Source organism: Streptomyces sp. NPDC041713, from assembly GCF_055591085.1.
This window is the reverse complement of the sequence record NZ_JBVIZY010000011.1, coordinates 156160-183101: the sequence shown is the minus strand read 5'-3', so window position 1 is coordinate 183101 and position 26942 is coordinate 156160. Positions and strand designations below refer to the sequence as shown.

The window sequence follows — 26942 nt, the reverse complement described above, 5'->3', positions numbered from 1 at the left end:
GGGTGCGCATGGGGGAGGTCCTTTCGGGAGGGGGGTGTGTCGGTGGCGGGGCATCAGCGGCGATTGGGGTTCGTACGCGGGTGACTGGGCGCTCGTGGGTGGTTGGGTGGTCGTGCGCCGGCGAGGGAGGTGCGGGCGATGGTGTGCCGTCGCTGAATGGGCCACAGCGTCCTGGGGCCGGGGGCCGGGCGGTATCCGGGAAGGCCCCTGTTCTGTGCGGGGGATGCCGGGGGTCGAGGGCTGGGGGTCAGCGGTGTCGGGGGCCTGCGACGCGGGGGCGTGCGACGTGTGCGCCGGGCCCTTACGAGGGGCAGGGGGATGTCAGGGAGATCCCTCGCTCCTGACGCGAGTCACGCACGGGCGTTGTGGCCGAGGAGGCGGCCGCCTACGGTGCCCGGTGTGCGAGGACGGACAAGCGCGGACGGAGAGTTCGAGGCGTGCGCGGCGGAGGGCGGCTGGGCCGACGTGGTCCGGGGCGCCGCATCCCTGCTGCGACGCCACGGTCGGCTGGCGGTCACCGGCTCCTGGGGCGCGGGCAAGAGCACGCTGCTGGAGGCGCTGGCCGAGCGGTCACCGGCCCAGGAAGGGGCCACGGCGCGACACTCCCTGTGGGTGACCGCCCAAGAAGGCGACGCCGACGTCCGCTACGGCGCACTGGTCCAACTGCTCGGCGCGGCGGAGGCGAACGGCTGCGAGAGCGGGACGCCACCGTGCCCGCAGGACCGCGCCAGTACCTGCGCCGGTGTCTCTCAGCTCCTGCGACACATCGCGGCCCCCTCTCCCGTACACCGACTGGCGCTACGGCTGGGTCTGACGCGGATGTTCTGCGAAGGGCCGCCGACGCTCCTCGTGATCGACGGCGCGCAGTGGCTGGACCCCGACAGCGCGGATCTCATCGGCTACGCGCTCCGCACGGTTCCCCCGGCGCAGCTGGGGGCCCTGGTCGCCGAACGCACCGGTGGGCGCCCGCACGTTGCGACCGCGCTGCTCGGCGGGCATCCGGCGGTGTTCCCCGTACCGCCCGCGGATCTGACCGAGACGGCCGCGACCTGCGCGCGCATCGGGCTGCCCGTACGGTGGGCGGCGGCCGTCCACCGGCACTGCGGGGGTCACCGGGCCCTGCTCGACGCGTGGGTCCGGCACAGTCCAGGGCGGGCGCTGACGCCCGACGCGACGGCTGTCCTCGACGTACCGTTCGGCGTGACGGTCGCCCTCTCGCCCGCCCCGCCCCGCCAGGTGCGCGAGCTCGCCACCGCGTGGCTCGCCTCCGTTCCATCGGACGTACTCGAGACCCTTCAGGTCGCCGCTCTGGCCGACACCTGTGATGTGGACCTGTTGCGTCACAGCGGTCGGCGTCGGGCCGAAGACCACCTCTCCCACGCGTACGAGGCCGGGCTGCTCCTCGCCGACCAAGACCAGAGCCAGGGCCGGGGCCGTGGCCAGGGCCAGGGCCAGGGGCAAGGCCCTGGCCACGGAGCCCCGTACCGGTTCGCCGCGGCCGCCCTCGCCGACGCCGCGGCCGCCACCGTGTCCCACGACCGTCGTATCGCCATCCACCGCGCACTCGCGGCCTGCTCGCACGGCCCCGTCGCACGGGCCCTGCACGCCGCCCTGGCCCAGGAGACACCGGACCCGGTCGTCGCCGAGGAGACCGCGTACGCCGCGTCCCTGGCGCACGCCGCGGGTGAACGTCCGCGCGCCGCACAGCTGTTGCTCCTCGCCGCCCGCCTCACCCCGGCCGACCGGCCCCGGCTGCGCCTGGAACGGTTCGCCGCGGCCGCGGAACAGGCGGCAGCCGCCGGGTCCGCCGCCCTCACCCGGCGTGCGGCGGACCGGATCATGGCGGAGCACGGCACCCGGGCCCAACAGGTGCACGCCCTGCTGGCCGTCGTCGACGCGACAGGTCAGGACACCGCCGGCGCCCGCCCCCTGCTCGCCACCGCCCGCAGGATCGCCGCGGACGACCCGGAACTGCTCGCCGCCGTCGAGCTCCGTGCCGCCGTGCAGGCGAACATCTCCGGCGAGGACCACGCCGGCGCCCTGCACCACGCCGAGGCCGCCACCGCCCTCGCCGTACGCGCGCGCAACTCACCTTTGGAAGCAGCCGCGTTGACGATGACCGCCCGGATGCGGCGCGTACTCGGCCGCGTCGACGCCGCCGCGACCGTACTGGATCGGGCGCTGTCCCTGGCCGTACCGCCTGCGCGGCTCGGGGTGCGGAACAGCCCGCAGTATCTCGCCGCCCGGCACGCCGTGTTCGACGCCCGCCCTGCCGAGGCCCGCACCCTGCTGCTCCAACTCCTGCCCGTCGCCGAGGAGTCGGGGGAGCCGGAGGATCTGGTCGACATCTGGCGGAGCCTCGCCGAGGTGGACGCGGGCCGCGGTGCCTGCGGTGACGCCCTGCGCTGGGCGGACCGCGCCGTCGACCTCACCGCGGCCGCCGGCCTGTCACCCGGCCCCGCCTGGTACACCGCCGCGCTGGCCCAGTCCTGCGGCGGACGGCACGATCGCGCGCTGCACTTCGCCGTCCACGCCGTACGCGCGTCCCGGGAAGAGGAGGACGCGCTGCACACGGCGCGCGGCCTGTGGGTGCTCGGGGCGACGCTTCTGCACACCGGCCGCGTCGAGAGCGCCGGCGCGGCGCTCGGGGAGGTCGCCGAGCTGGAGTCCCGGGCCGGGGCCGCCGACCCCGCCGTACTGCGCTGGCAGGGCGACGCGGTCGAGGCGTTCGCCCTCAGCGGGCGCACGCGTGAGGCACAGGGTCTGCTGGAGACCATGCAGGAGCGCGTCGGACCGCATCCCGCGCACGCCGCGTTGCGCGCCGCGCTCACCCGGGCCCGCGGACTCTGCCACCACCTCGGCGGCGACGGCGACGAGGCCGCCGAGCTCCTGACGGATGCGGCGGAGGTCTTCGCCCGGCTCGGCCTGCCGGTCGAGGAGGGCCGCACCCATCTGCTGCGCGGCCGGGTCGAGCGGCGCCGTCGCCGGGCCGCCGCGGCCCGCGCCGCGTGGGAGACGGCCCGGTCGCTCTTCGCGGACGCCGAGGCACACCCCTGGAGCGCGCTCGCCGACGACCACTTGTCCCATCTGGCAGGCCGCGCGCCGGGACAGCTTCTGACCGAGCACGAACTGCGGCTTGCCGAACTCGTGCGTACGGGTGCGACCAACCAGGAGGCGGCGCAGCAGATGTTCATCTCGGTCAAGACGGTGGAGACGGTCCTGAGCCGCGTCTACCGCAAGCTCGGCATCCGCTCCCGCACCCAGCTCGCCGCCGCGCTCACCGCCTGACCGGTCCCGCGACACCCGCGCGTCAGCTCGGAGCCGGCCGCCACGCGGCCTCCGCCGCCTCGACGGTCGGGTGGGTGGGAAAGACCTCGTCCAGCCCCGCGATGCGGAACACGCGGGTGACCCGCGCGGGGACCGCCACCAGGACGATGGCCGCACTCGCGGCGAGCGCGTGGTTGCGGGCGGCGAGGAAGACCGTGATCCCCGTGGAGTCGCAGAAGGTGAGCCGGCCGAGGTCGAGGACGAGTTGCCGGCCGGGCCGCAGTTCGAGTCCGCGGAGCGCGACATGGACATCGGGGGCGGTGCGGTGGTCCAGTTCCCCGGTCAGCTCTATGACCGCTCCGGCCGGACCGACGAGCGTACGGATCGTCAGGAGTTGGGTCACTGCTGCTCTTCACTGGTGGGTCGGGGAACGTTGATGGCCAGCACGGCGGTGTCGTCGTCCACGCCGGTGCCGAACGTGTCGAGCAGCCCGCGGATCGCGGCCACGGTGTCGGCGGCCGTGGTGGGCGCCAGATCGCGTGCGAAGTCGAGGAGGGCCTCGTCGCCGTAGCGGTCGTTGGCGCCGGTGCTCGCGGTGTGGGCCTCGGTGAGCCCGTCCGTGTGCAGCAGCAGGGTGTCGCCGGGTTCCAGGCGGATCGTCGTGGTGGCGATGTGCGCGTTGGGCAGTACGCCGATCAGCTGGCCGCCGGGCGTCGGTACGTAGTCGGCGGTGCCGTCGGCCCGCATCAGCACCGACGAGGGGTGGCCGCCACCGGCCAGCGTCACCCGGAAACCGCCGTCGTCGCCCTCGGGCGTCATCAGGCCGAAGATGACGGTGCAGAACCGGGGGTCGGTGCCGTTGTACTCGTGGTTGAGCACGGTGTTGAGGTTCTTCAGGACCGCCACGGGATCCGGGTCGTAGACGGCGGCGGCACGCAGGGTGTAGCGGGCGAGGGAGGTGACGGCCGCGGCGGCGGCGCCCTTGCCGCAGACGTCGCCGAGGAACAGCCCCCAGGCACCCGAGCCCAGCGGGAAGAGGTCGTAGAAGTCGCCGCCGACCTCGTCCGTGGACGCGATGTGGTAGTGCGCGGCCACGTTCAGACCGGGCACGCTCGCCAGCGTCGGCGGCAGCAGCGTCTGCTGCAGGGTGGCGTTGAGGCGTTGCAGCCGCTCCCGCTCCCGCTCGGCCTCCTGGCGGGCGCGCAGCAGCTCCTTCTCGTACGCGCGACGGTCGCGGGCGTCGAAGAGGGTGGTGCGGATCAGCAGCGGCTGCCCGTCGCTGCCGGTCTTCACCACCGACGTGACGAGGACCGGGAGGCGGGTACCGTCGGCGGCCTTGAGCTCCAGGGCGATGCCGCTGATCTCCCCCTGCATGCGCAGCAGCGGGGCGAAGTGCGTCTCGTGGTAGAGCCGGCCGCCGACGGTCAGCAGGTCCGAGAAGTGCCTGCTGCCCACCAGGTCGCCGCGCTCGTAGCCGAGCCAGTCCAGCAGGGTGGCGTTGACCTTGGCGATCCGGCCGTCGAGGAGCGTGGAGAGATACCCGCACGGAGCGTGTTCGTACAGGTCCTCCGCACTGTCTTCCAGCAGTGCGGAGAACTGCGCGCGCTCCTCGGCCGAGCCGGAGCCGAGGCCGGGTTCGTGGTCCCCGTCGCCGCAGCCCCGGCCGTTGCCGTGCTCGCCGTTGTCGGTCTTGCACATCATCTGAGGGCACCCGCGAACGCGGCGATGGCTGACGCGGTCTCCTCGGGGGCGGCCAGCTGCGGGCAGTGCCCCGTCGCCTTCAGCGTCACGAACTGGCTGCCCGCGATCTGCTGGTGCACGAACGCGCCCACCTCGGGCGGGGCGATCGCGTCGTGGGAGCACTGGGCGACCAGGGTGGGCACGCTCACGCGCGCGAGGTCCTCGCGGTTGTCGGAGAGGAACGTCACCCGGGCGAAGACGCGCGCGATATCCGGGTCGGTGCGGCAGAAGCTGTTCGTCAGCTCCTCGCCCAGCTCGGGCCGGTCCGGGTTGCCCATGATGACCGGTGCCATGGCACCCGACCAGCCCAGGTAGTTCGCCTCCAGCGACTCGAGGAGCTCTTCGATGTCCTCGGCGCTGAACCCGCCGCGGTAGCCGGTGCTCGGGTCGTCGATGAAGCAGGGCGACGGGGCGAGCAGTACGAGACCGGCGAACGCCTCCGGCTCCCGCGCCGCGGCGAGCACGCCCACCGTCGCGCTCACCGAGTGCCCGACGAAGGTGACAGGCCCCAGCGCCAGCTCGCGGCAGATGTCCAGGACGTCGTCCACATAGCCGTCGAGGGTCGAGTACCGCTCCTTGCTCCACGCCGAAAGGTCCGAGCGCCCCGCGCCCACGTGATCGAAGAGGACGACGGTGAAATCGCGCTCCAGCACCGGAAGGACCAGCCGCCACATGTTCTGGTCGCACCCGAACCCGTGCGCCAGCATCAGCACCGGCCCGTCGGGCCGGCCGGTCACCGTCACGTGGTTCCTGCTCCGTACATCCATGGGGCACATCCTTTCAGACGGACAAGCTGGGGGCGTCCTCCGGCCGGGCTCCCTGCGATCGGCCTCCCTCCCCTGAATTTCAGCAGATGGGGGAGGCACCTTCTTTCAGGGGGGAGTCCCTACGGGATGGACCCCGGCGATCACGGCGCCCAGGCCCGCCGCAGGGGTCCGCGGGGGTCCTCGCACACCTCGCACTCGCGGTCGATGACCATCGTCGAACGGCTCCGGGTGTCGTACGCGGCCCAGCCGGGGTCGCCGGTGCGGGCGAAGCGGATCCAGGCGGCCCGCATGCGTGCGGCCAGACCGGCCGGCGGGTCCCCGGGGCCGAGCAGCGCGCCGGGCCCGCGCAGGGGAGTGGGATCGGCCCCGAAGACGAAGGGGAGCTCCGTCGTGTGGGCGGCGCCGAGCTCCCCGCCCACGGCGCGCGAGCGCCACGCGAACAGATAGCTGTACGTGCCACCGGCGGACCCGTCGGCGTGCGCGTCGGCCAGGGCCCAGCTGCCCGCGCCGAACAGCGCGTCCCCCAGGACGGCCGACCGCAGCCGCCCCGGCGCGGCCCCCGGGTACGCCGCGCGGTATGCCTCCACGAGGAGATCGGGCGCCGGGTGTGAGGCCTCGGCGACGGCCCGGACGTCCGCGTTCGTGGACGTGGCGTGGGCGCCTGAGGGCACCAGGTAGAGGTTGCCCTCTTCCGCGTTGGTGCCGATGAGGAGGTCCACGTCGGCCCCGCTCCCGGCGGCGACGGCGTCGGCGGGCTGCCGGTCGGCGACGACGCTGAAGGGACTGAGCCGAACGAGGGGGTCGAAGGCGTCGGCGGTCCGCAGGTCGATCCCGCCGAGCCCGGCCGCGGCCTCGACCAGCCGCGCGTCGGGGACGGAAGCGAACGCGTCGGCGTGCGGTGCGACACCCAGCGCGGCCGCAGCCGCCTCCCGCACCCGCCCGGCCTGCTCCGGCGTGAAGGCACCCAGGCCACTGCCGCTCTGGACGATGACGCGCCGCACCAGACCACGGCTCTCCGGCGCGGCGACCGCTGCCGCCGTCAGCGTGGCCCCGGCGGACTGCCCGAACAGCGTGACCCGCTCCGGATCGCCTCCGAAGGCCGCGATGTTCTCCCGCACCCAGCGCAGGGCGGCGAGCACGTCGAGGAGCCCGCGGTTGCGGGGCGCGCCGGGGAGATCGAGGAACCCGGCGATGCCCAGGCGGTAGTTCACCGTGACCAGTACGACTCCGTCGCGGGCGAACCCCGCGCCGTCGTACAGGCTCGCCCGGGTCGACCCCGCCACGAAGCCGCCGCCGTGGACGAAGACCATGACCGGCAGACCTGTGCCACCGGCGGGCTCGGGCGCCCACACGTCGAGGGTGAGGTAGTCCTCCGGGTCCTGCCCCCGGCAGCCCTCCCCGCGGACCCAACCGGGCCCGAAGTAGGGCGACATGTCGATGGCCCCGAGGTCGCGCCCGGCCTGGGGTGCGGTGGGGCCCGGCACCGTCGCGTCCCGCACGCCGGTCCAGGGCGCGTGCGGCCGGGGCGCGGCGAAGCGGGCGGCGCCGACCGGGGGAGCGGCGTACGGGATGCCGCGGAACACCTCGTAACCCTCCCCGCGTGCGCCGACCACCGCTCCCTGGGCGGTGCCCACGATCCGTGTCTGTGCGCCGTCGCGTCGCCGGTCGTCGCTCATGCGCCGGCCTCCACTCGGGTGTACGGGGTGAAGGGAGCCCATCCCTTGATGGCGAAGGTGCTGCCCGAGCGCTCGACCTCGGCCGCGCCGTGGCCGCCCAGATGCGCGGGGACGACGAGGGCGTTGTGGTCGGCGGCCCAGCCGAGCACCCGGCGGCGCGTGGCGCGGGCCTCGACGGGGTCCTCGCAGAAGCAGCTGTTGTGGTCCGGAGCGACGATCTGCGCCGGGCTGTGGAGCAGATCCCCGACGAACACCGCGCGGTCCGTGCCGCTGTCGAGGGTGAGGACACTGGAACCTGGCGTGTGGCCGGGCGCCGCCTCCAGGACCAGGTCGGCGTCGATCCTGTGCCGCCCCTCCCAGAGCCGGACCAGGCCGGCCCGGTGGACGGGGGCGACGCTGTCCTCGAAGACGTTCTGGTTGCCGCGCCCGAGCAGTGTCCGGTGACCGTTCTCCGGGTTCCAGAACTCGAAGTCGGCCCCGGGCATCAGGTACGTGGCGTTGGGGAAGGTGGGGACCCAGTCCCTGCCGTCCAGACGGGTGTTCCAGCCCACGTGGTCGACGTGCAGATGCGTGTTGATCACCACGTCGACGTCCTCCGGAGCGACGCCCGCGCGCGCCAACTCGCCCAGGAAATCGGTGTTCAGGTGGCTCCACACCGGCGAGTAGGGGCGCTCCTTGTGATTGCCGGCGCCGGTGTCGACGAGGATGGTCCTGCCCTCGCTGCGCAGCAGCCAGCTCTGCACCGCCGAGTTGACGACGTTCGTGCGCGGATCGAGGAAGTCGGGTGTGTGCCAGGCGGTGTTCTCCCAGGCGCCGGGAGGGCCGGTCGGCAGGAACGCGTTGGGGCTCATGCCGACGGGCCCGTAGTACTCCTTGATCCGCGTGACGGTGACCGTGCCCAGCTCGATCTGGTCCACGGGGTGTTCTGCTGCCATCGGTGCTCCATGGTGTCGTCGTGATTGGCGTCGTCGTGCCGTCGCCTTACGGTCGGGCGTCGGCTTTGGATCACCACGGTCGCCGGGCCCGTCCTGGGCAACCAGACCCGCCGCTGCCTATCCCGGACAGGGGCAGGCTGTCGGGTGTGGGGCGGCGGCAGACTGGGGGGCATGAGAGAGCGAGGCCGACTCGGCGACTTCCTGCACGCGCGACGTGCACAGCTGCGTCCCTCGGACGTCGGCCTGAAGGACTACGGCGACCGGCGGCGCGTCAGTGGCCTGCGCAGGGAGGAGATCGCACTGCTGGCCGGGGTCAGCGCCTCGTACTACACGCGGTTGGAACAAGGGCACTCGACCGGTGCGTCGCCGGAGATCCTGGACGCCGTCGCCTCGGCCCTGCGGCTGGACGGAGCGGAGCGCACGCACCTCCACGACCTCGCCGACGCGGGACGGCGGCGCACGGCGGCCCGACCTCCTCGGCCCGAGCACGTGGGAGCCGCCACCCTGGACCTGCTGCACAGCCTCGACGGCGTCCCCGCCCTGGTCACCGGCCGCCGCGCCGACGTGCTCGCCTGGAACGGCCTCGGCCACGCCCTGTTCGCGTCGCACGTGGACCCCGCGAGCCCGCGGCGGGCGGCCGAGCGTCCCAACCTCGCCCGCATGCTCTTCCTCGATCCGCACACGCGTGAGCTGTACGTCGACTGGCGAGCGAAGGCCGCGGCGATGGTCGAGAACCTGCGCATGGTCGCGGGCCGGCACCCCGACGACGCGCTGCTCTCCGCCCTCATCGGCGAACTCGCCGTGAAGAGCCCCGAGTTCGCCGCCATGTGGTCCGGCCACGGGGTGCGCCCCTGCCACCTGGCACGGCACGAGATGCGCCACCCGCTGGTCGGCACGCTCACCGTCACCCACCAGAGCCTCGGACTGCCGGAGTCCGAGGACCAGCACGTGGTCCTGGCCGTCGCCGAGCCAGGTTCGCCGTCGCAGGCGGCCCTGACCCTCCTGGCCCAGGCCACGGTGGCGGACCGAGCGGCGGACGACGGGGCGGACGTGAGGGTGGGCCGGGCCTGACCCGGACGAAAGACCGGTGCCACGTGCGGGCCCTGTGCCCGATCATGGGTGGATGACCGCCTTCTACCACGTGTGCTTCGTCGTTCCCGACCTCGAACGGGCCATGCAGGACTTCCGGCGCTCCGCCGGCCTCGAGTGGAGCGCCCCGCACTCGGACCGCCTCGGCACATGGGACTACCGCATCGTCTTCAGCGCGGGCGGCCCGCCGTTCATCGAACTCATCGAGGGTCCCGCGGGCAGCCCCTGGGACGCCTCACAAGGAGCACGCTTCGATCACATCGGCTTCTGGTCCGAGGACGTCCGGCAGGGTTCGCGGCGTCTGGAGCAGGAGGGCATGCCCACCGACTTCACCGGTTGCCCGTACGGCCGCCCCTTCGCCTACCACCAGGTGGACAGCATCGGTGCCCGCATCGAACTCGTCGACGTCGCACGGCAGGCCGCGTTCCTCGACCGGTGGCATCCGGGCGGAGACCCGATGCCCGCCGTGGCCGAAGACACGCGCCCGCCTCAAGAGGCATGATGCGGCACCACCATGGCCGAATCGGTCGACAACGCATGTCACCGCACGCAATCATGGAGTGACCACAGGTGAGGCCCGTACGTCGATCGGTCGCACCACGAGGGGGCCCCAGTGGAACCATCGGAAGCAGACATCGCCCTCGACCGCGATGTGTTCATGCGGAGCCTGATCCGTGAACTGGCGAGAGTGCTGGAGGACGTGGTCGGCCTGGAGGAAGCGGCCGGATACGTCAGCCTCGTCAGCCAGACCCTCGGCGCGGGCATCAACCGTCAGTACGCCAAGGCGCTTTCCGCCGACCGGCTCGACCTCGGACAGGTGGCCAAGGTCATGGTCGACCTCAAGAGGCGCCTGGGCGGCGACTTCTTCGTCATCGAGGAGAACGAAGAGCGGATCGTCCTGGGCAACCGAGTCTGCCCGTTCGGCGAGAAGGTCGTCGGCCGGCCCTCGATGTGCATGATGACGTCGAACCTCTTCGGGACCATCGCCTCGGAGAACCTCGGCTACGCGCGCGTGGAGCTGGACAAGACCATCGCCCGCTGGGACGTGGGCTGCCGCGTCGTCGTCCATCTGCGGCCGCCGTGCGAGGCGGACCAGAGCACCGGGCGCGAGTACTACGGCGACATCCCGTGATCCATGACGAGACGCTGACCCTGTTCCGCAAGATCACCGGACTGCTCACCGAACCGGTGCTGCTCGTCGCCGCCGACACCCGGGTCCTGGCCGCGAACCCGGCGGCCGTGCGGCTGCTCCCCGGCGTCGAGGACGGGCTGTCCCTGAGCGCCATGGTCTCCGAGACCGCCGACGACGTCGCCTCGTTCGTCCGCCAGTGGCTGCGCACCGGCCACCCCACGCCCGCCGGCCTCACCCTGCACGGGTACGACGGGTCGCGGGTGCGGTGCCGTTGCTTCGGCGCCCGAGCGCAGTGGCTCGCCACACCCACCGTCCACCTGCGCGCCGTCCGCATCGACCCCGGCGACCGGTTCCTCACCCTGAAGGAGCGGGTCGCCGCCCTGGACCGCGAGCGCACGCTCCGCTTCCGCGCCACGGAGGACCGCGTCGCGCTCACCGCGGCGCTGGACGCCGCCCGCGCCAGACTCGACCGGATGCACGCCCTCGTCGTGACGCTCAGAGCCGCCGCCACGGCGGCCGACGTCGTCCGGATCGTCGCCGACCGTGTCCCCGGGATCCTCGACTGCGCGCGAGCCGACCTGTACCTCACGGCCGTGCCGCCCGCCCCCACCCGCCTGCACATCCCCGTGCCGCCGCACGCATCCCTCGTCCTCACCGCGGACAGCCCGCCCCCGCCGGACCACCTGGAGTCGGTGACGACACTGATCGCGGGCGCGCTCAACTCCCGTACCTGAACCGGCGCGACGGTCACCCCGGACCGCCGTACCCGCTGCCTATGCGTACATGCGTCCGGGTCATAGTCACCAGGAAGTAGCCGGAGGCATACGAAGGTCCGCAGTGCGCCCCTGTCCAAAGCGCACTGCGGACCTTGTCCCCGTCAGCGAGTGCCGACCGCCGCTCGCACAGCCCTGCGGGCCATCTGGCAGTCGTCGTGCAGCCGCCTCAGGAGCAGCCGTTGTTCCTCGCCGGACGGCGCGGCACCGGGGTGGGCCTGGGCCGATGCCGTCGGGGTCGCGTCGTGCATCGAACGCTGCACGGCGGTCTCGTAGGTTCGGATCTCGCGGGTCAGCACCAGCATCAGGTTCACCAGGAACGCGTCGCGTGCCGCAGGGCCCGTGGCCTGCGCCAGCTGGCTGATCTCGCGCCGGGCCATCGGGGCGTCACCGAGGACCGCCCACAGCGTCGCCAGGTCGTACCCCGGCAGGTACCAGCCGGCGTGCTCCCAGTCGACCAGGACGGGGCCGGTCGGGGAGAGCAGGATGTTCGACAGCAGGGCGTCACCGTGGCAGAACTGCCACATGGACTGGGGGCCCTGGCCCTGGTGCCCGACCGAGTGCGCGATGCCGTGCAGCAGCTTCTGCAGGTCACCCATGTCGCGGTCGGTCAGCAGACCCAGCTCATGGAAGCGGGAGATCCGCTTGCCGTAGTCCAGCGGCCTGCCGAACATTTCGGCCGGCGGGCGCCACTGGTTGAGGCGGCAGACCGAACCGAGCGCCGCTCGGATGTCGGCACGGGGCGGTGACTCGATCGGGTGGCGCAGCAGCGCCGCCACCCGCCCGGGCATCCGCTCGATCACCAGCGTGCAGTCGTCGGGGTCGGCGGCGATGAGCCGCGGAGCCCGGACCGGCGGGCGGTGCCTGACGAACGAGCGGTAGGCCGCTATCTCGTGCCTGATCCGCTCGGCCCACACCGGTGAGTGGTCGAGCAGACACTTGGCGACGGCGGTACCGCGCCCCGCCGTGCCGACGAGCAACACCGTGCGCCCGCTGCGGCGGAGTACCTGCACGGGGTTGAACTCCGGGCAGATGCGGTGCACCGAGGCGATCGCGGTGCGCAGTTGCGCCCCCTGGGGGCCTGACAAGTCGAGTCTCCCGCTGAGCGGTTGCGTGCCGGTACCCGGCATGCGGGGCGTGCGGCCCACGCCCAGCGGTGCGCCGACGGCGCGCACCGGTTCCAGGTAGGGGCCGCTCCCCGACGAGGGGGGAATCTCGCGGCTCCGGTGGACCGGGGGGCGCGGGCGCAGCGGCCGGGGCGGGGCGGACACGGAGGACGATGCTGCGTACATGGGCGATACAGATCCCTTCGTGTGCCTGTGAGTTGCGTGCGCCTCCCGGCCCGGCCGCTTCGGGTGCACCCTGGGGAGTGCCGTACGGCGGTCGGGTCGGGGTGGCGCATTCCTACCTGACACCCGTCGTCCCCTGGCACACCATCTGGCGCACCCTGGCGAACCCTGGCGAATAGTCGCTCAGCAACTGACAGACGGTTACTGTCAACTCAGCCGAGAACCTGGGGGCTTGACGTGAACGGACAACCCAACACCCGCCTTTCGGACCTGTTCGGCCTGGCCGGCTGGTCCAAGGGTGAGCTCGCGAGACTGGTGAACCGGCAGGCGGCGGCCATGGGCCACCCCCAGCTGGCCACGGACACCTCGCGGGTGCGGCGGTGGATCGACATGGGAGAGATCCCGCGCGATCCGGTGCCGCGGGTGCTGGCTGTTCTCTTCACCGAGCGTCTCGGCCGTGTCGTGACCACTGAGGATCTAGGCATGGTCCGGCACGGGCGCGCAGGGAAACGGCGTGGCGACGGGAGTGTGGAGCACCCCGACGGCGTGCCGTGGGCGCCCGAGCGGACAGCCGCGGTCCTCACCGAATTCACGGGAATGGACCTCATGCTCAACCGACGCGGCTTGGTGGGCGCGGGCGCTGCGCTTGCCGCAGGCTCCGCACTCAGCAGCGCCATGCACGACTGGCTGCACACCGATCCGGCCTTCGCGGCCGACGCCCCCCGCATCGACGATCCCCTGCACGCCGACCCCGCCGGGTTCGACCGCTACGAGGCCGCCCCCATCGGGTCCCAGGAGATCGAGGAACTGGAGCGCTCGGTCGAAGTGTTCCGCGCGTGGGACGCGGCCCGCGGCGGCGGGCTGCAGCGCAAGGCCGTGGTGGGCCAGCTCAACGAGGTGGGCGGCATGCTCGCCTACCGGCACCCCGACCATCTGCAGCGGCGCCTGTGGGGCGTCGCCGCCAACCTCGCCGTGCTCGCCGGCTGGATGTCGCACGACGTCGGGCTCGAGCCCACGGCGCAGAAGTACTTCGTCATCGCGGTGCACGCGGCCCGTGAGGGCGGCGACCGGCCGCGCGCCGGGGAGGCGCTGTCCCGCGCCGCGCGCCAGATGGTGCACCTCGGCAAGCCGGACGACGCCCTGGACCTGATGAAGCTCGCCAGGTCCGGCGCCGGCGAGGAGGCGCTGCCCCGCACGCAGGCGATGCTGTACACCATCGAGGCGTGGGCGCAGGCGTCCATGGGGCGCGGTCAGGCGATGCGGCGCACGCTCGGCATCGCCGAGGACCTCTTCGTGTCCGACAAGGGCGATGTGCCACCGCCGAGCTGGATGCAGATGTTCGACGAGGCGGATCTGCACGGCATGCAGGCCCTGGCGTACCGCACCCTCGCCGACCACGAGGCGTCCGCGGCGAGCGTCGCCCAGCGGCACGCCAAGGAGGCGATCGAGCTCCGGGCGAAGAACCGTGACCGGTCGCAGATCTTCGACTACATCTCCCTCGCCTCGGCCTGCTTCATCGCCGACGACCCCGAACAGGCCGACCGGTACGCGCGATTGGCCCTGGTGTCGATGCGGGCCAACTCCTCGCAGCGCACCTGGGACCGGCTCCGGGAGATGTACCGGCTGACGGCGCAGTACGGCGGCTACCCGAAGATCCAGGACCTGCGGGAGGAGATCAAGCTCGCGCTGCCGAGGGCGGCCAGGGGGGCGGGGAGGACGGCGAGGGCGTAGCGGGTACGGAGAGGGCTCAGATCCGTACGACCAGCAGGCACGCGTCGTCCTCGCGCGGAGCGACGTCGAACTCCTCGACGATGGTGCGCACGCCGTCCTGTGCGGTACGCGCCTCGGTGAGGCGGGACGCGAGGGAGAGCAGCGATCCCGTCGCGGTGTCCCTGTCGTGCCGTGGCACCAGGCCGTCGGTGTGCAGCAACAACAGGTCACCTGACTGTAGTTGCTCTTCGGCCTGCTCGTACTCCGCCCCCGAGGTGGCGCCGAGGAGGACGCCGTGCGGGGGTGTCAGGGCGCGTCCTGTCCCGTCGCGGAACAGCAGTGGGGTGGGGTGGCCGGCCTGCGCCCAGGTGAGGAGGCGGGTGGCGGGGTCGTAGCGACAGCAGACGGCGCTGCCGAGGGCGGGCTGGACCGTCGCGTCCAGTAACTGGTTCAGCCAGCCCATGAGCCGGCCCGGCGCCGCACCGGCGACCGCCATGCCGCGCAGTGCGCCGAGCAGCATCGCCATGTCCGAGGTGACCGACACGCCGTGCCCGGTGAGGTCGCCGACGCTCAACAGGGCTGTGCCGTCGGGGAGTTCCATCGCGTCGTACCAGTCGCCTCCTATGAGGGAGCTGGTCGAGGAGGGGAGGTAGTGCGCGGCGAGGTCGAGCCGTCCGGGGCCGCCGTGCGGGAACCGCAGGGAGTCGCGCCAGGGCGGCAGGACCGCCTCCTGCAGCTCGACCGCGAGGCGGTGCTCGGTCTGTGCGATGTCGTGCCGGCGTCGCAGGGAGTCGCGGCTCTCGCGCAGCACGCGCTGGCTGCGGCGTAACTCGCTGACGTCCCGGACCACCGCCCACATGGAGGCGGTGGAGCCGTCCGGGGCGAGCACCGGCTCACCCATCATGTGCACCTGGCGCAGCCGACCGTCGGAGCGCTTGATCCGGAACTCGCCGTCGATGGGCTTTCCGTCGATGAGGCAGTCCGTGACCATCGTGGTGAGTCGCGGCTGGTCCTCGGCGTGCACCAGGGAGGGGAGTTCGTCCAGGGAGAGCGGGGGAGCGGCCGGGTCGCGGTCGAGGATGTGGTAGAGCTCGCCGGACCAACTGGCCTCGTCGGTCAGGAGGTTCCACTCGGCGCTGCCCACCCGGCTCAGCAGCGATCCGTGGTGCGGATCGGCGCCCTCCGCGGCGGCCGGGACCGCGGGCTCCCCACCCGCCCGCGGCGGGCCGTCCCGCAGCTGCGCCAGATGATCGTCGAGGTCGTTGAGCTGATGCACCGCCAGGTCGCACAGGGCCCGCTGCCAGCGTCCCTCGAGGTCCCCGCGGCCGGCCTCGGCCACGGCGTCGCGCCGCACGGCGTCGACCTCGCCGCGCAACCGGCGCGTCTGCGAGATCAGCGCGTCGACCGTGCCGCGCTCGGGCGGCTGGGCGGCTGCGTGGTCCGCGAAGACATGGGACGGCATGAGGTGCTCCGGTGAAGGTGCGGTGCGACCGACTTGACGGGTGGTGGACCGCTAACGACTTTCGCACAGCGGAGAGTGGCCCGTAAGGGATTTGGCAACACACGATGCGGTGGTGCTTCTGACATATGCCTTAGTCCTACGGGTACGTGGCCGATGCAGCAGAAGCCCTAGCTCGGGCGGATCGCGGCCTCGATGTGGGCCAGTTGGGCCGCCAGGATCTCGTCGAACGCGGCGCGGCGATCCGCGCCGAGCGGACGCACGTCACGGGCGAAGTGTGCCAGGGCGGGGAAGCGTTCGGGGTCGGCGCCGAGCACCGTGACGCGGAACAGCTCCATGCCCTGTTCGTACTCCTCCGGGCCGAGCGCGCCGACTCCGGCCTCCGAGGCGACCAGCGCGGCGAGGAGAACCGCGAGCCGGTGATAGCGCACCGGGACCTCCTCGTCGGGCAGTCCCGACGCGCGCAGGGCCTGCAGGATCTCCTCCACGACCAGCCGGGAACCGGCGCCGCCCGAGGCGTACCGCCCCCAGACCGCGGCGAGCTGGGGCTGCTCTCCGAAGGCCTCCCGCACGCGCAGGGCCACGGCGGTGATGCGCTGCTTCCAGTCGCCCTCCGCGCGGTAGCCGTCCATCGACGTCAGGAGGGTGCGGTCGGCGACCGCGCGCAGCAGCTCCGTCTTGCTGCGGAAGTGCCGGTAGAGGCTGGAGGAATCGGTCCCCAGGGTCGCGGCGAGCTTGCGCACGCTGAACGACTCGGTGTCGCTCGTACGCAGCAACTCCGCTGCCGCGTCCAGGATTTCCTCGGTCGTCCAGCGCTTTCGACCTGCCATTTCGCCCCTCTCGTCACGCTCAGTCTAACCTATGCACGCACTGCGCACGCGGCATGCGCTTGGCGTTGCACGCACCGCGTGCATAATGGAGGCATGGGCGTGCCGAGCGCCCCGGCAGCAGGCGGGCCGACGTGCCGCGCATGCCCTGTCACCCGGCTCGGGCAGCCGATGCGGAGCCCGGCCCGAGCACTGCGAAAGGACGCAAGTCGTGAGGAACTCACTGGATTGCGCGGCGCTCGACGCCGCCATGGAAGACGTCCACCGCGCCGGAATGCCGGGCCTGTTCGCCGAGGTGCGGGCCGGCGAGACGGTCTGGCGAGGCGCCGTCGGAGTCGCCGATCTCGGCACCGGCCGCCCGGTCACCGCCGACCTGCGGCACCGGGTCGGCAGCATCACCAAGACGTTCACCGCCGCGGCGGTTCTGCAGCAGGTCGAGAGCGGTCTGATCGGGCTCGACGCGCCGATCGGCCGGTACCTCCCGAAGCTCGTCCCCGGCGAACGCGGTGCCGCGATCACGGTCCGGATGCTCATCAACCACACCAGCGGCCTCGCCGAGTACCTTCCGTACGCGTATCCCTCCCTGAAGACGTTCCCCGATCCCTCGGGCACCCGGCCGCAGAGCCTGGACGACCACCGGCACACCCGTTTCGACCCCGTTGAACTGATCGAGATGGGGGTCACCGCGCCGGCGGTCGGCGCCCCGGGCGGCACTCCGGGGGTGTACTCCAACACCAACTACCTGCTCCTGGCCCAGCTGTTGGAACAGGTGACCGGCGCCCCGGCCGAAGAGTGCATCACCCGGAACGTCATCGAGTGCGCCGGCCTCCGGGACACCGAACTCCCCGCCGGGCCGTACGTCGACGGGCCGCACTCGCGGCTCTACGAGTCGTGGTTCGGCATGATCGACCCGCCGCGCGACTACAGCGTCTACGACATGTCGTTCGTGGGCCCGTCGGCCGCGCTCATATCGACCGTCGCCGACCTCAACCGCTTCTACGCCATGCTGCTCGCCGGAGAGATCGTCGAGCCGTCGTCGCTGGAGCAGATGCAACGCACCACCCCGGTCGTTTCCCAGGAAGGGAAGACGATCGAGTACGGCCTCGGCCTGCACCCGATGGAGGGTCCCGGGGAGGGTGTCTTCTGGGGCCACGGCGGCACGGTCTGGGGCGGTGGAGCGCTGGCCATGACCCGCGCCGACGGCAAGCGGCAGATGGCGCTCGCGGTGAACCTGCAGCGGTGGAGCAGTCTCGACTCCTCGGGCAAGCCGCACCCCCACCCCATCGACGCCGCGCTCGCGGCTCTTTGCCGCCTGGCGATGTACGGCTGAGTACGGCTGACCGGAGCGCTCCGCCCGCGTCCCGGTGCTCTGTCCGTGTCCCGTCGCTCAGGACCGCAGATGGCGGATGGCCGCGAGGACACGGCGGTTGTGGTCGTGCGAGGCGGGCAGACCGAGCTTGCCGAAGACCGCGGCGACGTGCTTCTCCACCGTTCCCGGCGAGACGAAGAGCGCCCGGGCGATGGCCGCGTTCGACCGGCCCTCGGCCATCAGCGAGAGCACCTCGCGTTCGCGCTCGGTGAGCGGCTCCCGCTCGGCCGACCGGTGACCCGCACCCGCGAGCTGCGTGACCACCTCCGGATCGAGCGGTACCGCCCGCCGCCACCCGCTCCAGCGCGTCCGTGAACTCCGCGATGTTCGCCACCCGGTCCTTGAGCAGATACCCGACGCCCGCGGAGCCGGCCGCGAGCAGCCGGGTGGCGTACTTCGTCTCGACGTACTGGGAGAAGAGCAGCACACCGGTGCCGGGGTGCGCGGCGCGGATGTCGATGGCCGCGCGCAGGCCCTCGTCGGTGTGGGTCGGCGGCATCCGGATGTCGACCACCGTGACGTCCGGCCGGTGCGCGGCGACCGCCTCGCGCAGGGCGTCCGCGTCGCCGACGGCGGCACAGATCTCGTGGCCCCGCTCGGTGAGCATCTGGGCCAGCAACTCCCGCAGTACGGCGGCGTCCTCAGCGATCACGACACGCATGTCGGCACCCTCTCACGCGCGGAGCGGCAGCTCGACGGTGATCGCCGTCGGGCCGCCCTCGGGGCTGCGGATGTGGAGGCGCCCGTCGACCGTGCGGACGCGCTGGGCGAGCCCGGTCAGACCGCTGCCCGCTCCGAGGGTGGCGCCGCCGCGCCCGTCGTCCGTGACGTGGAGCCGCAGCAGCCCGTCCCGCTGGGTCACGCCGATCGCGGCGTGCCGCGCCCCGCTGTGCTTGATGACGTTGGTGAGCAGTTCCGCGGCGCAGAAGTACGCGATGGTCTCGATCGCCGGAGTCGGGCGCTGCGGCACGTCCGCCGAGAGCTCGACCGGCACCGTGCTGCGGGCCGCGAGCGTGGCAAGGGCATCGGGAAGACCCTCGTCGAGGGCGGGCGGATGGATGCCGCGCGCCAGGTCGCGGAGTTCGGTGAGCGCCTCGGTGGCGTTCTGGTGCGCGCCGGCGACGAGTTGCCGCAGACGGCCGGTGTCCAGCGGCTTCCCGTCGGCCTCGGCGTCGAGTCGCTCCCTGATCATGTCCAGGCCCATGGCGACGGCGACCAGACGGACTTGCGCACCGTCGTGCAGATCGCGCTCGACCCGGCGCAGCAGGGCGACCGAGTCGTCCACGGCGAGGGCGCGGGTCTCCTCCAGGTCGCGTACCCGGTCGGCCAGCCGTTCGGGCCCGAGCAGCGCCCGGATGAGCCGGCGGTCGCCCTCGACGACGAGGCGTGTCACCCACGGCGCACACGCCAGGGTGGCGACGCCGATGAGGACGGCGAGCCATGTCCCGGCGAAGGTGTCGGCGTCGAGGCCGCCGAAGGGGACCGGCGTGAGCACCGGCATGCCCTCCGGGTCACCGGCGGTGGGCCGCTGGCCGAAGACTCCCCACCGCAGCGGCGCGGTGAGGTTGACCAGGCCGGTGACCCACCACAGGACGGCGTACGCGCCGAGGGTGCCCACCGGCAGCTTCGCGAGGACGTAGGCGGCCGCCCGCCAGCCGACGCCGTCCCGCAGCGGCGCGTCGATCCGTCCCACGAAGCCGCTGCCCGACGGCGTGGGCGGCGGCACGGGGGTCCGTTCGCCGAGCAGCGCGGCGGCGAGCCCGCGGTGGGCGCCGCCGAGCGCGCGGGCGAACCGGAGCCCGGCGACGAGGAACAGCGCGCCGACCACGGCGAGCACGAGGGAGACGGTGAGCCCCGCCCCGAGGGCCAGCACCACGGCGAGGACGACCCCGCCCGCGAGGCCGAGCGGGAAACCGATCAGGCAGTACGCCGCCTCGGCCCAGGCCCGCCGGGTGAAGGGAGCGCGGACGACCTCTGTCGCGGCCCGGTACAGGTGCCGGTACAGGGGGGCGACCGGGTGGTCCGTCGTGCGGTCGGCCGGGCGGCGGCCCCGGTGGTGTCCCGGGCTTTGGTCCGGCCGGTCGGTCTCTTGCACGTGCATGGTGTCAGTGTCCTTCACGCGTCCCGGCGGGCCAGCAGCCGCTCGCCCGCCGCGAGCACCGCGACGGTGTACAGGCAGAGCAGGGCGAAGCCCGTCCAGGGGGAGAAGACCCCCGACACCGGCTTGGCGACGGCGAGGGAGTTGGCGGCGATGATGGTCGGGAAGAACTTCGCGACCGTCGTCCCGGAGACCCCGCCGATCACCGCGGGCAGCACGAACGTGACCCCCACGAGCACCGCCACGGCACTCGCGGTGTGCCGGGTGATGGCGCCGACACCGATGCCGATGAGCCCGATCATCGCCAGGTACGCGCCGGACATCAGCACCGCACGCAGTTCCCCCGCGTCCCCGAGCGAAGGCCGCGGCACCCCGGCGCCGAGCGCCGCCCGGCCCGCGAGGAACGTCACGAAGCTGACCACTTCGCCGACGACCAGCGACATCCCGCCGTACACCGCCGACTTGGCCGCGAGGACCAGACGCCGGTCGGGGATCGCGGCGAGCGTGGCGCGGATCGTGCCCGAGGCGTACTCGCCGGTGACGACCAGGACGCCGAGGACACCGATCACGAGCTGGCCGACGGCCACCCCGGCGAGGACGTTGTTCGTGGCGTCGAAGGCGGCGGCCTTGTCCGCGCTCGGCGCCTTGGTGTTGGCCATCGTCACCACGCCGATGGCGACCATGGCGACGACCACGAGCAGGAGAGACCAGGAGGTGGACCGCAGACTCCGGAGTTTGATCCACTCCATGCGGGTGGCGTGCCGGAAGCGGTAGTGCCCCTCCGGGATCCGTGCGTCGCGTCGCCAAGTGGGGGACGACATGGCCGTACTCATGGGGAAACCTCTTTCGCGGTGGAGCTCGTGGGGAAGCTCGCGGAGTGGCTCACGGACGCGGCGGTCAGGGCGAAGAAGGACTCCTCCAAGGACTGACCGCGGGAGGTCAGCTCGCGCACGGAGGTGTCGGCGAGCAGCCTGCCCTGCCCGATGACCAGCAAGTGGTCGGCGGTGAGCGCCATTTCGCCGATCAGATGGCTGGAGAGCAGGACGGTACGGCCCTCGGCCGCCAGGGACTTCATCAACTCCCTGATCCAGCGCACCCCCTCCGGGTCGAGCCCGTTGACCGGCTCGTCGAAGAGGAGCACCCCCGGGTCGCCGAGCAGCGCGCCGGCGATGCCGAGCCGCTGCGCCATCCCCAGCGAGTACGTGCCCGCCCGGCGCCCCGCGACATCGCCGAGGCCGACGAGACCGAGGACCTCGTCGACGCGGCAGCGCGGCACCCCGCTCGCGGCGGCGAGCATCGTCAGATGCTGGGCCGCGGTGCGCCCGGGGTGGAAGGTGCGGGCCTCCAGGAGCGCCCCGACCTCACGCGCCGGCCAGCGCAGCTCGCCGTATGGCATCCCGTGAATGTGGGCGTGCCCGGCGTCCGGCCGGTCCAGGCCCATGATCATGCGCATGGTGGTCGACTTTCCCGACCCGTTCGGGCCGAGGAAGCCGGTCACGGCTCCCGGCAGTACGTCGAAACTCACCGCGTCGACGGCGACGTTCGGCCCGTACCGCTTGGTGAGACTCTGGGCCTCGATCATCACAACTCCCTGCCGTGTCCCGGACGTGTTCACTGCGTCTCACGCCTCACGCTAGGTCGGTGGGGGGATCGCCCGGAACGCAGCTTTCCTCCGTCTGTCCTGGGGGTTTTCCCCCAGGGGGCGGCGGCGCGCTGCGGCGTCCTGGTGACGGTCTTCTCCTGGTGGCGGTGTTCCTCCCGCGTGGGTGGCTTGATTTCACCCTTGGGTAAAGTGAGGAGAACGTGAAGAATTCGTGACCGTCAGCTTCTGGATGCGGCGGGAGGCTTCTGGACGCGGCGGGAGGCCGATGTGGTCGGCTCCGCGCGGCGGCGTCCATGACCACGGGCCGCGCTCCGGCCCACTGCCCCCAGCGGGGGGCCGGAGCGCTCCGTGGCCGGGGCGTACGGCTCAGCCCACCGCCCGTCGCACGAGCTCGGCGATCCGCGTCTCCACCTCCGGTGTCACCTCGGCGAGGGCGTAGCCGGCCGCCCACATGGGACCGTCGTCCAGCTTCGCCAGGTCGCTGAAGCCGAGGGTCGCGTAACGCGCCTTGAACTTCTCCGCGCTCTGGAAGAAGCAGACGACCTTGCCGTCGAGGGCGTAGGCGGGCATCCCGTACCAGAGCTTCGGTGCGAGGGCCGGGGCGTTGGCCGTGATGACGGCGTGGACGCGCTCGGCCATGACGCGGTCCGGCTCTGCCATGGCGGCGATCTTCGTGAGGACGTCCCGTACGGCCTCCGCCGCCTTCTCCGCGGCCGAGGTGCGGCGGGCCGCCTTCTTGAGCTCCTGGGCGTGATCCTTCATCGCGGCCCGCTCCTCGGCCGTGAATCCTTCGTGCTTGACGCTGTCGGTGCTGGTCATGTCGGTGCTGGTCATGTCGGGGTTGCTCCTTAGGGATGGGGGTTGTGGCGTCAGACCTGGTCGTGGTGTGGGACCAGCCAGCGGCCGTCACGCATCAGGTCGCGGCCCCGCAGCTCGTTCGCCTCTCGCCAGGCCTGGATGAGCACGGGGGTGACGCGGAACCAGCGGTACGACGTGGTCAAGGCGCGCGGGTCGAAGTGCGTACGGGCGACGAAGCGGTCGGTGACGGGGCGCGGGAGCTCGTCGAGGGCGAAGGATTCGACGCCGCCCTCGATCACGGTGACGTCGCGGGTGGCGCCGAGGGCGAGCCGGACGGTCCGGGCGGTGCGTGTGGTGCGGGCGGTGCGTGTGGCGGTCAGGTTCCGGCCGGTGGGGCTGTCCGCGGGGGTGGCCATGAGGAGCGCCTCGCCGTCCCAGTCGAAGGACAGCGGCACCAGATACGGCACGCCGTCCGCCGAGGCGGTGGCCACCCAGACGTCGACGTCGTGGGCGAGCCGGTGCTCGGTGTCGCGACGGCGTTGCGCCGGGGAGCGGGGAGCCGCGGTCACCGGTCCTCCAGGAGGCCGAGCAGGTTGCCGTCGGGGTCGATGAGGGTGGCCACCAGGCGGCCGCCGCCGACGTCGCCCGGAGCGTCCTTCACGGTCGCGCCCGCGGCCGTCAGCTCGGCGACCTTGGCCTCGATGTCCCGTACGTGCCAGTACGCCAGCGACGAGGTCAGTCCCTGCGGCCCGCCGCCCGGCAGGAGGCCGACGTGCTGGCCGACGTGCCGGCCGCCGGTGTCGAAGCCGACGTAGTACGGGTCGTCGACCTGCGGGGCGGTACCGAGCAGCGCGGTGTAGACGGCCTTCGCCTGGGCGAGGTCGGACACGGGAAGCAGCATGGTCCTGAGGTCCGGGGTGTCGGAGGAGGGGCTGAGGGGGCTGGTCACGGTAACTCCTGGTGTTTTGGCGGCCGTTGGCGGGCTCGTTCCTTGTGGTTGAAGCCTCTCCCGGCAGGGGCGGGGGCCGCCTCCGTGCTCACCACGGAAAGGACCACGGAGGGACCACGGAGGGACTACGGAAGAGATCGGTACCTATTCGGAGTCCTGTACGGATAATGAGCCGATGTCCACTCCAGTGATCTCGTCCCGGGAAGCCGAAGTGCTCGCCCTGCTCGGGGAACACCTCAGCAACGCGGAGATTGCCGCACGGCTCTTCATCTCCGTACGGACGGTCGAGTCGCATGTCTCCTCGCTGCTGCGCAAGTTGGAGATGCCGGACCGGCGGGCGCTGTCCCGCCGGGCGGCCGCGCAGGCACGCCCCGCCCCGCCCACCGAACAGCAGCCACGCCCTGCGCCCGCGCTCCCGGCACCGCTGACGGCGTTCGTCGGCCGGGTGCGGGAGCGCGCCGAGTTGGCCGCGGCGGTGACGGAGCGCCGGCTGGTGACCGCGGTCGGCCTGGGCGGGGTGGGCAAGACGCGGCTCGCGCTGGCGGTCGCGGCGGAGACGGCCGGTGCCTTCGCGGACGGCGTGTGGTTCGTCGACCTGGTCCCGGTCACCGACCCGGGCCGGGTGGGAGCGGCGGTCGCGGCGGCGGTCGGTGTGGGGGAACAGCCCGGCCGCGGCGTCGACGACGCGGTGGTGGCCGCGCTGGGGGACCGCCAGGCGCTGCTGGTCCTCGACAACTGCGAGCACGTGCTCGACGGGGTGGCGCCGTTCCTGGAGCGGCTGCTCGGGGCCTGTCCCGGGATACGGGTGCTCGCGACCAGCCGGGCCCGCCTGATGGTGCCGTTCGAGTGGGTCTTCCCCGTCCCGCCGCTCTCCCGGGTGGGCGGTGGCGGTTCGGAGGCGGTCGCTCTCTTCCTGGAGCGGGCGGCGGCGGTCGGAGGGGCACCGGTGCCGCAGGACCGCGCTCAGGTCGCGGCGCTGTGCGAACGGCTCGACGGCATGGCGCTCGCCATCGAACTGGCGGCCGCGCGGTGGTCCACGCTCGGTCTCGACGGGCTGCTGGCCGGCCTCTCCGACCAGCTCAGGATGCTCGCGGGCGGCCCCCGGGCCGATGGCAGGCACCGGTCGGTGCGCGCGGTCCTCGACTGGAGCCACGACCTGCTCGAACCGAGTGACCGGGTGCTGCTGCGGCGGCTGTCGGTGTTCATGGCACCGTTCACCGCGGAGGACGCGGCTGAGGTCGTGGCAGGGGCAGGGGCAGGGGCAGGGGCCGGGGCAGAGGTGGCGGGGTGCGCCGAGTCGGCCGCCGTCGCCGACGGGCTGGGGAGGCTGGCCGAGCAAAGTCTGCTCGCCGTGACGCCGTCCGAGTCCGGCACGTGCTACCAGGCCCTGGAGACCATCCGGCAGTACGGAGCGGAGCGGCTGGCCGACGCGGACGAGGCCGAGGAGGTCCGCGCCCGGCACCTGAGGTGGTGTCTGGCCGGCGCCACGGCCCTAACGGCAGCGACAGCCTCTGCTACCACAACCGCCGCCACCGCCTCAGGCACCGCTGCCGCGGACGCCACCGCTTCGGGCGGTACCGACGGGCACGTACGGGCCGACGCGCTGGCCCGAACCGAATCGCCCGCCCCAAGCGACTCGCCCGCCCCAAGCGAATCGCGCGCCCCAAGCGAATCGCGCGCCCGAACCGACGCGCGCGCCCGAGCCGACTGGCGCGTGCGGTTCGACGCGATGGCGGAGGATCTCCGGGCCGCCCTCGCCTGGGCCGCCGACCGGCCGGAGCGGCGTCAGGACGCCCACCGCCTCGCTCTCGCCCTGGCCGAACTGGCCTTCACGCGCAACCTGTTGGGCGAGGCGCAGCAACGGTACGAGCAGGCGGCGGGGCTCGCCGAGGACGCCGCGGCCTGCGCGGACGCGCTGCGGCACGCCGCCGGGGTGGCCGGCTGCCGAAGACTGGGCGACGACATGTTCCGTCTGCACCGGGCCGCCGCGGAGGCCGCACGCCGGGCGGGGGACGGCCCCGGCGCGGGGCGCGATCTGGCGGCGGCGGCCACCGTCGCGTACCGCTTCTCCACTTCGTTCGCGCGGATTCCCCCCGTGGCCGACGTGACGCACCTGCTGGACGAGGCACGGGAGTGGTCCGGCGAGGCGCCCGCCGCCGTGGCGGCCGTCGCGCTGGCCGAGGCGGCCGTGGTCGTGGACGCGTTCGGCGCGGTCCAGGGAGACGCGCGGAACACCGTGGACGAAACGGTGCGGCGAGCCGAGCGGGCCATCGAGCTCGCCCGGCTCGCGGGCGACCCGGTGGCGCAGTCCGCCGCCCTCGACGCGCTGTCCGGCGCGCGGAGTTGGGCGGGTGACGCGTTCGCGGTCGCGGCGGCGGCCCGACGCCGTATCGACGTGCTGACGTCCGTACCGCCCACACCCGCCGGTACGCACGAGCTGACGGACGCTCTGGCCATGGCCGCAGGCACCGCGCTCGGGGTGGGTGGGCTGCCCGAGGCGCGCCGGTGGGGCGGACAGCTCGCCGACCACCCGCTGCTGGCGGAGGCCGGTCACCACGCCACGTGCTGGATCCTGGCGGCGGACGCGTTCGCGGGCCATGTCGACGCGGTGCTCGGCCGCAGCGTGCGCTTCCTCGACGCCTGGGAGCGGAGCGGCCGCCAGCGATCGCTCTCGCTGGGCGCCGCGGCCGCGTCGGTGGCGATGACGCACGGCCTGCGCGGCGACCACGAAGCCCGTGCCACCTGGCTCGCGATCGTCGAGCAGGCGGACACGGTGCCGGAGCACCGGCACGGTTACGGTGCCGTCTTCGACGCCACGGTCCTGCTGCACCAGGGGGACGCGCAGGCCGCACTGGAACGAGTCGCTCCGGAGCCGGACCAGGTGTGGAAGTGGGTGTGCTGGATCTGGCTGCACTGGTACGTGGCCCTCCGGGCGGAGGCCGCGGTCCTGGCCGGCCACCCGGAGGCCCGCACCAGGATCGCCGCCGCCAAGGCCGTGGTCGTCGGCAACCCGGTGGCTTCCGCCCAGGTGTCCCGCGCGGAGGCGCTGCTCGACGGAGACGTCCCGCGCGTGCTCGCCACAGCGAAGGCGTTCACCGCGGCGGGCTCCCCGTACCAGACGGCCCGCACGCTGATCCTCGCGGGCGGCGCCCACGCGGTCACCGGAGCGACGGAGCTGGCGGGCCTCGGCCTCACGGTCGGAGGCGGCTCCGTCGCGGACACGGCATCCGCCGCGCGCATTACGTCGGGCTGACGCCGAGTCTGTCGCTTCGTCTGCCGCCTCGCCGATCGGCTCGGCGGCTCGTCATCAGGAGAATCCGTGCCCGCGCACCACCCGTACCGTCAGCACCCTCAGTCGGACCACCACCGCCCCGTCCGACGACCCGCACGCGAGGTTCGGCGGAGGGGTACTGCCCTGTGCGTCACGGCTCTGGCGGTGGCGCTCATAGGTCTGCAGGTCG

22 protein-coding genes and 1 pseudogene are annotated in these 26942 nt (G+C 73.0%); 8 read left to right on the top strand and 15 right to left on the bottom strand.

What is annotated here, in order from left to right:
• The first annotated feature begins 399 nt into the window (after positions 1-399).
• Positions 400-3288, top strand: coding sequence for an AAA family ATPase (locus tag ACZ6CV_RS29350; RefSeq protein ID WP_469253812.1), 2889 nt, complete (start codon positions 400-402; stop codon positions 3286-3288).
• Positions 3289-3310: 22 nt separating this feature from the next.
• Here ACZ6CV_RS29350 and ACZ6CV_RS29345 read toward each other — a convergent pair whose 3' ends face one another.
• The 5 genes from ACZ6CV_RS29345 to ACZ6CV_RS29325 all read right to left on the bottom strand — a co-directional run bounded on the left by ACZ6CV_RS29345 (position 3311) and on the right by ACZ6CV_RS29325 (position 8367).
• Positions 3311-3670 (bottom strand): STAS domain-containing protein, encoded by a 360-nt coding sequence (locus tag ACZ6CV_RS29345; RefSeq protein WP_469253811.1) that lies wholly within the window; start codon positions 3668-3670, stop codon positions 3311-3313.
• Entirely contained in the window at positions 3667-4965 is a 1299-nt protein-coding gene (locus ACZ6CV_RS29340; RefSeq protein ID WP_469253965.1) for a PP2C family protein-serine/threonine phosphatase, read from the bottom strand. The genes ACZ6CV_RS29345 and ACZ6CV_RS29340 overlap by 4 nt, the downstream gene beginning before the upstream one ends.
• The gene (locus tag ACZ6CV_RS29335) at positions 4965-5774 is read right to left on the bottom strand and encodes an alpha/beta fold hydrolase (protein WP_469253809.1); all 810 of its coding nucleotides are present in this window, start codon (positions 5772-5774) and stop codon (positions 4965-4967) included. The genes ACZ6CV_RS29340 and ACZ6CV_RS29335 overlap by 1 nt, the downstream gene beginning before the upstream one ends.
• Positions 5775-5914: 140 nt before the next feature.
• Positions 5915-7450: a carboxylesterase/lipase family protein gene (locus tag ACZ6CV_RS29330; protein ID WP_469253807.1), complete on the bottom strand. Its 1536-nt coding sequence runs from the start codon at positions 7448-7450 to the stop codon at positions 5915-5917.
• Positions 7447-8367 carry an MBL fold metallo-hydrolase gene (locus tag ACZ6CV_RS29325; protein ID WP_469253964.1) on the bottom strand — a complete coding sequence of 307 codons (921 nt, stop codon included), beginning with the start codon at positions 8365-8367 and terminating at the stop codon, positions 7447-7449. Before ACZ6CV_RS29325 ends, ACZ6CV_RS29330 begins: the two co-directional genes overlap by 4 nt.
• A gap of 189 nt (positions 8368-8556) precedes the next feature.
• On the opposite strand from ACZ6CV_RS29325, the gene ACZ6CV_RS29320 reads away from it, so the two are divergent.
• From ACZ6CV_RS29320 to ACZ6CV_RS29305, 4 genes are all read left to right on the top strand, one after another.
• Positions 8557-9456 (top strand): helix-turn-helix domain-containing protein, encoded by a 900-nt coding sequence (locus ACZ6CV_RS29320; protein WP_469253805.1) that lies wholly within the window; start codon positions 8557-8559, stop codon positions 9454-9456.
• 52 nt (positions 9457-9508) lie between these two features.
• Positions 9509-9976 carry a VOC family protein gene (locus ACZ6CV_RS29315; RefSeq protein ID WP_469253803.1) on the top strand — a complete coding sequence of 156 codons (468 nt, stop codon included), beginning with the start codon at positions 9509-9511 and terminating at the stop codon, positions 9974-9976.
• Positions 9977-10087: 111 nt separating this feature from the next.
• Positions 10088-10606: a methanogen output domain 1-containing protein gene (locus tag ACZ6CV_RS29310; protein WP_469253801.1), complete on the top strand. Its 519-nt coding sequence runs from the start codon at positions 10088-10090 to the stop codon at positions 10604-10606.
• The gene (locus ACZ6CV_RS29305; RefSeq protein WP_469253799.1) at positions 10603-11340 is read left to right on the top strand and encodes a hypothetical protein; all 738 of its coding nucleotides are present in this window, start codon (positions 10603-10605) and stop codon (positions 11338-11340) included. The genes ACZ6CV_RS29310 and ACZ6CV_RS29305 overlap by 4 nt, the downstream gene beginning before the upstream one ends.
• A gap of 143 nt (positions 11341-11483) precedes the next feature.
• Here the strand turns inward: ACZ6CV_RS29305 and ACZ6CV_RS29300 are convergent, their stop codons facing one another.
• Complete coding sequence (locus tag ACZ6CV_RS29300) at positions 11484-12671, bottom strand: aminoglycoside phosphotransferase family protein (protein ID WP_469253797.1); 1188 nt, start codon at positions 12669-12671, stop codon at positions 11484-11486.
• Positions 12672-12905: 234 nt separating this feature from the next.
• Here ACZ6CV_RS29300 and ACZ6CV_RS29295 point away from each other — a divergent pair, with 234 nt between their 5' ends.
• On the top strand, positions 12906-14399 hold the full coding sequence (locus tag ACZ6CV_RS29295; RefSeq protein ID WP_469253795.1) for a DNA-binding protein NsdB: 1494 nt from the start codon (positions 12906-12908) through the stop codon (positions 14397-14399).
• A 16-nt stretch (positions 14400-14415) separates the two neighbouring features.
• On the opposite strand, the gene ACZ6CV_RS29290 is transcribed toward ACZ6CV_RS29295, so the two are convergent.
• Both ACZ6CV_RS29290 and ACZ6CV_RS29285 read right to left on the bottom strand, forming a co-directional pair.
• A complete protein-coding gene (locus ACZ6CV_RS29290; RefSeq protein WP_469253793.1) occupies positions 14416-15840 on the bottom strand; it encodes a PP2C family protein-serine/threonine phosphatase in 1425 nt (474 codons plus the stop codon).
• Between the two features lie 167 nt (positions 15841-16007).
• On the bottom strand, positions 16008-16667 hold the full coding sequence (locus tag ACZ6CV_RS29285; protein ID WP_469253791.1) for a TetR/AcrR family transcriptional regulator: 660 nt from the start codon (positions 16665-16667) through the stop codon (positions 16008-16010).
• Between the two features lie 247 nt (positions 16668-16914).
• Between ACZ6CV_RS29285 and ACZ6CV_RS29280 the strand changes: the two genes are divergently transcribed.
• Positions 16915-17994, top strand: a complete 1080-nt coding sequence (locus tag ACZ6CV_RS29280) for a serine hydrolase domain-containing protein (protein WP_469253962.1) — start codon at positions 16915-16917, stop codon at positions 17992-17994.
• 57 nt (positions 17995-18051) lie between these two features.
• On the opposite strand, the pseudogene ACZ6CV_RS29275 reads toward ACZ6CV_RS29280, so the two are convergent.
• The 7 genes and pseudogenes from ACZ6CV_RS29275 to ACZ6CV_RS29245 all read right to left on the bottom strand — a co-directional run bounded on the left by ACZ6CV_RS29275 (position 18052) and on the right by ACZ6CV_RS29245 (position 23433).
• Positions 18052-18694 (bottom strand): annotated as a pseudogene (locus tag ACZ6CV_RS29275) (LuxR C-terminal-related transcriptional regulator).
• Positions 18695-18706: 12 nt separating this feature from the next.
• Positions 18707-20134, bottom strand: a complete 1428-nt coding sequence (locus ACZ6CV_RS29270) for a sensor histidine kinase (RefSeq protein ID WP_469253790.1) — start codon at positions 20132-20134, stop codon at positions 18707-18709.
• A 14-nt stretch (positions 20135-20148) separates the two neighbouring features.
• A complete protein-coding gene (locus ACZ6CV_RS29265; protein WP_469253788.1) occupies positions 20149-20964 on the bottom strand; it encodes an ABC transporter permease in 816 nt (271 codons plus the stop codon).
• The gene (locus tag ACZ6CV_RS29260; protein ID WP_469253786.1) at positions 20961-21713 is read right to left on the bottom strand and encodes an ABC transporter ATP-binding protein; all 753 of its coding nucleotides are present in this window, start codon (positions 21711-21713) and stop codon (positions 20961-20963) included. The genes ACZ6CV_RS29265 and ACZ6CV_RS29260 overlap by 4 nt, the downstream gene beginning before the upstream one ends.
• A gap of 387 nt (positions 21714-22100) precedes the next feature.
• Complete coding sequence (locus tag ACZ6CV_RS29255; RefSeq protein WP_469253960.1) at positions 22101-22553, bottom strand: iron chaperone; 453 nt, start codon at positions 22551-22553, stop codon at positions 22101-22103.
• Between the two features lie 50 nt (positions 22554-22603).
• Entirely contained in the window at positions 22604-23101 is a 498-nt protein-coding gene (locus ACZ6CV_RS29250) for a pyridoxamine 5'-phosphate oxidase family protein (protein WP_469253784.1), read from the bottom strand.
• A complete protein-coding gene (locus tag ACZ6CV_RS29245) occupies positions 23098-23433 on the bottom strand; it encodes a VOC family protein (protein ID WP_469253958.1) in 336 nt (111 codons plus the stop codon). The genes ACZ6CV_RS29250 and ACZ6CV_RS29245 overlap by 4 nt, the downstream gene beginning before the upstream one ends.
• 223 nt (positions 23434-23656) lie before the next feature.
• Here ACZ6CV_RS29245 and ACZ6CV_RS29240 point away from each other — a divergent pair, with 223 nt between their 5' ends.
• Positions 23657-26734 carry an ATP-binding protein gene (locus ACZ6CV_RS29240; protein ID WP_469253782.1) on the top strand — a complete coding sequence of 1026 codons (3078 nt, stop codon included), beginning with the start codon at positions 23657-23659 and terminating at the stop codon, positions 26732-26734.
• The last annotated feature ends 208 nt before the right edge of the window (positions 26735-26942 follow it).

Bases quoted from the DNA above. Each gene is read 5' to 3' on its own strand.
- ACZ6CV_RS29340 (WP_469253965.1), bottom strand. From the start codon at position 4,965: ATGTGCAAGACCGACAACGGCGAGCACGGCAACGGCCGGGGCTGCGGC.
- ACZ6CV_RS29335 (WP_469253809.1), bottom strand. From the start codon at position 5,774: ATGGATGTACGGAGCAGGAACCACGTGACGGTGACCGGCCGGCCCGAC.
- ACZ6CV_RS29330 (WP_469253807.1), bottom strand. From the start codon at position 7,450: ATGAGCGACGACCGGCGACGCGACGGCGCACAGACACGGATCGTGGGC.
- ACZ6CV_RS29320 (WP_469253805.1), top strand. From the start codon at position 8,557: ATGAGAGAGCGAGGCCGACTCGGCGACTTCCTGCACGCGCGACGTGCA.
- ACZ6CV_RS29315 (WP_469253803.1), top strand. From the start codon at position 9,509: ATGACCGCCTTCTACCACGTGTGCTTCGTCGTTCCCGACCTCGAACGG.
- ACZ6CV_RS29300 (WP_469253797.1), bottom strand. From the start codon at position 12,671: ATGTACGCAGCATCGTCCTCCGTGTCCGCCCCGCCCCGGCCGCTGCGC.
- ACZ6CV_RS29290 (WP_469253793.1), bottom strand. From the start codon at position 15,840: ATGCCGTCCCATGTCTTCGCGGACCACGCAGCCGCCCAGCCGCCCGAG.
- ACZ6CV_RS29285 (WP_469253791.1), bottom strand. From the start codon at position 16,667: ATGGCAGGTCGAAAGCGCTGGACGACCGAGGAAATCCTGGACGCGGCA.
- ACZ6CV_RS29280 (WP_469253962.1), top strand. From the start codon at position 16,915: ATGGAAGACGTCCACCGCGCCGGAATGCCGGGCCTGTTCGCCGAGGTG.
- ACZ6CV_RS29270 (WP_469253790.1), bottom strand. From the start codon at position 20,134: ATGCACGTGCAAGAGACCGACCGGCCGGACCAAAGCCCGGGACACCAC.
- ACZ6CV_RS29265 (WP_469253788.1), bottom strand. From the start codon at position 20,964: ATGAGTACGGCCATGTCGTCCCCCACTTGGCGACGCGACGCACGGATC.
- ACZ6CV_RS29260 (WP_469253786.1), bottom strand. From the start codon at position 21,713: ATGATCGAGGCCCAGAGTCTCACCAAGCGGTACGGGCCGAACGTCGCC.
- ACZ6CV_RS29255 (WP_469253960.1), bottom strand. From the start codon at position 22,553: ATGACCAGCACCGACAGCGTCAAGCACGAAGGATTCACGGCCGAGGAG.
- ACZ6CV_RS29245 (WP_469253958.1), bottom strand. From the start codon at position 23,433: ATGCTGCTTCCCGTGTCCGACCTCGCCCAGGCGAAGGCCGTCTACACC.
- ACZ6CV_RS29240 (WP_469253782.1), top strand. From the start codon at position 23,657: ATGTCCACTCCAGTGATCTCGTCCCGGGAAGCCGAAGTGCTCGCCCTG.